This window comes from Variovorax sp. PvP013 (assembly GCF_050435945.1).
Taxonomy (GTDB): Bacteria; Pseudomonadota; Gammaproteobacteria; order Burkholderiales; family Burkholderiaceae_C; genus Variovorax.
Map to the genome: position 1 here is coordinate 1 of NZ_JBNDLF010000022.1, position 5,765 is coordinate 5,765.

Annotated in this window: 2 tRNA genes and 3 rRNA genes; all 5 read right to left on the bottom strand. The window is 51.0% G+C overall.

Annotation, left to right across the window (positions count from 1 at the left end):
* Window positions 1-56: 56 nt before the first annotated feature.
* Window positions 57-169, bottom strand: a 5S ribosomal RNA gene (rrf, locus tag ABID77_RS22495).
* Window positions 170-297: 128 nt separating this feature from the next.
* A 23S ribosomal RNA gene (locus ABID77_RS22500) occupies window positions 298-3,172 on the bottom strand.
* 335 nt (window positions 3,173-3,507) lie between these two features.
* Window positions 3,508-3,583, bottom strand: a tRNA-Ala gene (locus tag ABID77_RS22505).
* 21 nt (window positions 3,584-3,604) lie between these two features.
* A tRNA-Ile gene (locus ABID77_RS22510) sits at window positions 3,605-3,681 on the bottom strand.
* Between the two features lie 98 nt (window positions 3,682-3,779).
* Window positions 3,780-5,314 (bottom strand): 16S ribosomal RNA (locus ABID77_RS22515).
* Together the 16S, 23S and 5S rRNA genes with 2 tRNA genes alongside form the textbook arrangement of a ribosomal RNA operon.
* Window positions 5,315-5,765: the final 451 nt, after the last annotated feature.

Below are 5,765 nucleotides of genomic sequence, written 5' to 3' on the forward strand. Positions count from 1 at the left end.
TTCCCCAATGAAGAAAGCCCAGATGCTTACGCATCTGGGCTTTCTAGGCTGTAAGAGCCTGACGATGACCTACTTTCACACGGGAACCCGCACTATCATCGGCGCTGAGTCGTTTCACTGTCCTGTTCGGGATGGGAAGGAGTGGGACCAACTCGCTATGGTCATCAGGCATAAAGGGTTGTCTGCGAGATCGGGGGATCAGGCAGACGAATTCATAGAGTTTGGAATCAGCTTGTGGCGAATTGTTTTGAATGCGTCAACTTGGCATAACACCCTGATCTGATCGATCAAAGTTATAGGGTCAAGCCGCACGAGCAATTAGTATCAGTTAGCTTAACGCATTACTGCGCTTCCACACCTGACCTATCAACGTCCTGGTCTTGAACGACTCTTCAGGGGGCTCAAGGCCCCGGCAGATCTCATCTTGAAACGAGTTTCCCGCTTAGATGCTTTCAGCGGTTATCTCTTCCACACTTAGCTACTCGGCAATGCCACTGGCGTGACAACCGATACACCAGAGGTGTGTCCACTCCGGTCCTCTCGTACTAGGAGCAGGCTTCCTCAAATCTGCAGCGCCCACGGAAGATAGGGACCAAACTGTCTCACGACGTTTTAAACCCAGCTCACGTACCTCTTTAAATGGCGAACAGCCATACCCTTGGGACCGGCTACAGCCCCAGGATGAGATGAGCCGACATCGAGGTGCCAAACACCGCCGTCGATATGAACTCTTGGGCGGTATCAGCCTGTTATCCCCAGAGTACCTTTTATCCGTTGAGCGATGGCCCTTCCATACAGAACCACCGGATCACTATGTCCTGCTTTCGCATCTGCTCGACTTGTCAGTCTCGCAGTTAAGCACGCTTATGCCATTGCACTATCGTCACGATGTCCGACCGTAACTAGCGTACCTTCGAACTCCTCCGTTACGCTTTGGGAGGAGACCGCCCCAGTCAAACTGCCTACCATGCACTGTCCCCGATCCAGATGATGGACCTAGGTTAGAACCTCAAACACACCAGGGTGGTATTTCAACGTTGGCTCCACAAGATCTAGCGACCCTGCTTCAAAGCCTCCCACCTATCCTACACAGATCTGTTCAAAGTCCAATACAAAGCTACAGTAAAGGTTCATGGGGTCTTTCCGTCTTTCCGCGGGGAGATTGCATCATCACAAACATTTCAACTTCGCTGAGTCTCAGGAGGAGACAGTGTGGCCATCGTTACGCCATTCGTGCAGGTCGGAACTTACCCGACAAGGAATTTCGCTACCTTAGGACCGTTATAGTTACGGCCGCCGTTTACTGGGACTTCAATCAAGAGCTTGCACCCCATCATTTAATCTTCCAGCACCGGGCAGGCGTCACACCCTATACGTCCACTTTCGTGTTTGCAGAGTGCTGTGTTTTTAATAAACAGTCGCAGCCACCGATTTTTTGCAACCCATTCATGCTTCGTTGTTCACTACACACTAATAGGGCACACCTTCTTCCGAAGTTACGGTGTCAATTTGCCGAGTTCCTTCTCCTGAGTTCTCTCAAGCGCCTTAGAATACTCATCTCGCGCACCAGTGTCGGTTTGCGGTACGGTCGTGTATAGCTGAAGCTTAGTGGCTTTTCCTGGAACCTCGTTCAGTCACTTCACCAGCAAGCTGGCTCGATCATTGGCCTCGGTATATGTACGCCGGATTTGCCTAACGTACGCCTACATCCAATTAAACCGGGATATCCAACACCCGGATGACCTATTAAGATCCGTCCCCACATCGCACTATACATCGGTACAGGAATATTGACCTGTTTCCCATCAGCTACGCATCTCTGCCTCGCCTTAGGGGCCGACTCACTCTACGCCGATGAACGTTGCGTAGAAAACCTTGCGCTTACGGCGAGGGGGCTTTTCACCCCCTTTAACGCTACTCATGTCAGCATTCGCACTTCTGATACCTCCAGCACGCCTTACAACGCACCTTCACAGGCTTACAGAACGCTCTCCTACCACTTGCAATAAATTGCAAATCCGCAGCTTCGGTAACTGGCTTAGCCCCGTTACATCTTCCGCGCAGGACGACTCGATCAGTGAGCTATTACGCTTTCTTTAAATGATGGCTGCTTCTAAGCCAACATCCTGACTGTTTTAGCCTTCCCACTTCGTTTCCCACTTAGCCAATTTTAGGGACCTTAGCTGGCGGTCTGGGTTGTTTCCCTCTTGAGTCCGGACGTTAGCACCCGGTGCTCTGTCTCCCAAGCTGTACTCATCGGTATTCGGAGTTTGCCTTGGTTTGGTAAGTCGCCATGACCCCCTAGCCAAAACAGTGCTCTACCCCCGATGGTAATACTTGAGGCACTACCTAAATAGTTTTCGGAGAGAACCAGCTATTTCCAAGTTTGTTTAGCCTTTCACCCCTATCCACAGCTCATCCGCTAGTTTTGCAACACTAGTCGGTTCGGACCTCCAGTACCTGTTACGGCACCTTCATCCTGGCCATGGATAGATCACTTGGTTTCGGGTCTACACCCAGCGACTGATCGCCCTATTCGGACTCGATTTCTCTACGGCTTCCCTATTCGGTTAACCTTGCCACTGAATGTAAGTCGCTGACCCATTATACAAAAGGTACGCAGTCACCCCTTACAGGGCTCCTACTTTTTGTAAGCACGCGGTTTCAGGATCTATTTCACTCCCCTCCCGGGGTTCTTTTCGCCTTTCCCTCACGGTACTAGTTCACTATCGGTCGATGATGAGTATTTAGCCTTGGAGGATGGTCCCCCCATATTCAGACAGGATTTCTCGTGTCCCGCCCTACTTGTCGTCAGCTCAGTACCACACAGGTCTTTTCACGTACGGGGCTATCACCCACTATGGCCAGTCTTTCCAAACTGTTCCGTTAAGTCTTGTGCTATCACTGACAGGCTCTTCCGATTTCGCTCGCCACTACTTTCGGAATCTCGGTTGATGTCTTTTCCTCGAGCTACTGAGATGTTTCAGTTCACCCGGTTCGCCTCGCATGACTATGTATTCATCATGCGATACCTTTGCAGGTGGGTTTCCCCATTCGGAAATCTCCGGATCAAAGCTAATTTGCCAGCTCCCCGAAGCTTATCGCAGGCTATCACGTCCTTCGTCGCCTATCATCGCCAAGGCATCCACCACGTGCTCTTATTCACTTGACCCTATAACTTTGACGTCTCGACGGATCGCTCCGACGAAACACAAAATCATCACAAGGAATATGTCAGGTCTTTCACCTGACGCGTTATGCCGTTTCATTCAATTCGATTTGACTCGAAATTGAAGTTCATTTGACGCAATCAAAAATTCTATGTTGCTGATGGCACGGTCTGCACTAAACCTTTACGAATGTGCAGTTTCCATCAGCAACGCTGATTCGACTCTATGAATTTTTAAAGAACAGCCGATTGATCAAGAGATCTTGATCAACAACAAAATAGCCTCTGTCGAAGCCACTTTGGTGTTGACGTTTGTCGTCGAAAGGTATCGAAATAATTGGTGGAGGTGACAGGACTCGAACCCGCTACCTACTGCTTGCAAAGCAGCCGCTCTCCCAGCTGAGCTACACCCCCAAAACCTTGGCATTGGAGGAATGGTGGGTCTGGTTGGTCTCGAACCAACGACCCCCGCCTTATCAAGACGGTGCTCTAACCAACTGAGCTACAGACCCGAGTCGGTCGCCCTCCCACCATGCACCAGGCACAGTCTCGGGCGACTACCTTCCAACAACCGATAAGTGTGGACGTTTGAATGAATTGCTGTTTCCAGAAAGGAGGTGATCCAGCCGCACCTTCCGATACGGCTACCTTGTTACGACTTCACCCCAGTCACGAACCCTGCCGTGGTAATCGCCCTCCTTGCGGTTAGGCTAACTACTTCTGGCAGAACCCGCTCCCATGGTGTGACGGGCGGTGTGTACAAGACCCGGGAACGTATTCACCGTGACATTCTGATCCACGATTACTAGCGATTCCGACTTCACGCAGTCGAGTTGCAGACTGCGATCCGGACTACGACTGGTTTTATGGGATTAGCTCCCCCTCGCGGGTTGGCAACCCTTTGTACCAGCCATTGTATGACGTGTGTAGCCCCACCTATAAGGGCCATGAGGACTTGACGTCATCCCCACCTTCCTCCGGTTTGTCACCGGCAGTCTCATTAGAGTGCCCAACTGAATGTAGCAACTAATGACAAGGGTTGCGCTCGTTGCGGGACTTAACCCAACATCTCACGACACGAGCTGACGACAGCCATGCAGCACCTGTGTTACGGCTCTCTTTCGAGCACTAAGCCATCTCTGGCGAATTCCGTACATGTCAAAGGTGGGTAAGGTTTTTCGCGTTGCATCGAATTAAACCACATCATCCACCGCTTGTGCGGGTCCCCGTCAATTCCTTTGAGTTTCAACCTTGCGGCCGTACTCCCCAGGCGGTCAACTTCACGCGTTAGCTTCGTTACTGAGTCAGTGAAGACCCAACAACCAGTTGACATCGTTTAGGGCGTGGACTACCAGGGTATCTAATCCTGTTTGCTCCCCACGCTTTCGTGCATGAGCGTCAGTACAGGTCCAGGGGATTGCCTTCGCCATCGGTGTTCCTCCGCATATCTACGCATTTCACTGCTACACGCGGAATTCCATCCCCCTCTACCGTACTCTAGCTATGCAGTCACAGATGCAATTCCCAGGTTGAGCCCGGGGATTTCACAACTGTCTTACATAACCGCCTGCGCACGCTTTACGCCCAGTAATTCCGATTAACGCTCGCACCCTACGTATTACCGCGGCTGCTGGCACGTAGTTAGCCGGTGCTTATTCTTACGGTACCGTCATTAGCCCTCTTTATTAGAAAGAGCCGTTTCGTTCCGTACAAAAGCAGTTTACAACCCGAAGGCCTTCATCCTGCACGCGGCATTGCTGGATCAGGCTTTCGCCCATTGTCCAAAATTCCCCACTGCTGCCTCCCGTAGGAGTCTGGGCCGTGTCTCAGTCCCAGTGTGGCTGGTCGTCCTCTCAGACCAGCTACAGATCGAAGGCTTGGTGAGCCTTTACCTCACCAACTACCTAATCTGCCATCGGCCGCTCCACTCGCGCAAGGCCTTGCGGTCCCCTGCTTTCATCCGTAGATCGTATGCGGTATTAGCACAGCTTTCGCTGCGTTATCCCCCACGATTGGGCACGTTCCGATGTATTACTCACCCGTTCGCCACTCGCCACCAGGATTGCTCCCGTGCTGCCGTTCGACTTGCATGTGTAAGGCATGCCGCCAGCGTTCAATCTGAGCCAGGATCAAACTCTATAGTTCGATCTTGATTTTTTCGCTCTTTCGAGCAACTCACAAATTGGAATTGACATGAAACTCATCTCTGAACTTCACATCTTTTTTACTTCATGAGCGTTTAAAGTCTTGCGACTTTGTTCCGAAGAACTTGGCAATCGCCTTCAAACGCCCACGCTTATCGGCTGTAAATTTTTAACGATCCTCGCAAGACTTGCCGTCTTGCGCTTGCTTGCTGTGATCAGCGAAGCCTTGTAGTCTAACACGACATTTTTGAGTTTGTCAAACTTTTTTCGCTTTCTTTTCGAATCCTGCTTTGCAGCAGTTGCTTCGATCAGCTTTCAGCGAAGTCTTCGATTATCACACGCTTCTTTCGAAACTGTCAACACCGAAGATGTTTTTCTTTTCCGCTTCCACCGCCTCGGTCAACTTCCGTCAAACCAAACGCCGTGTCAGCGAAGCCTTCGATTATGACACG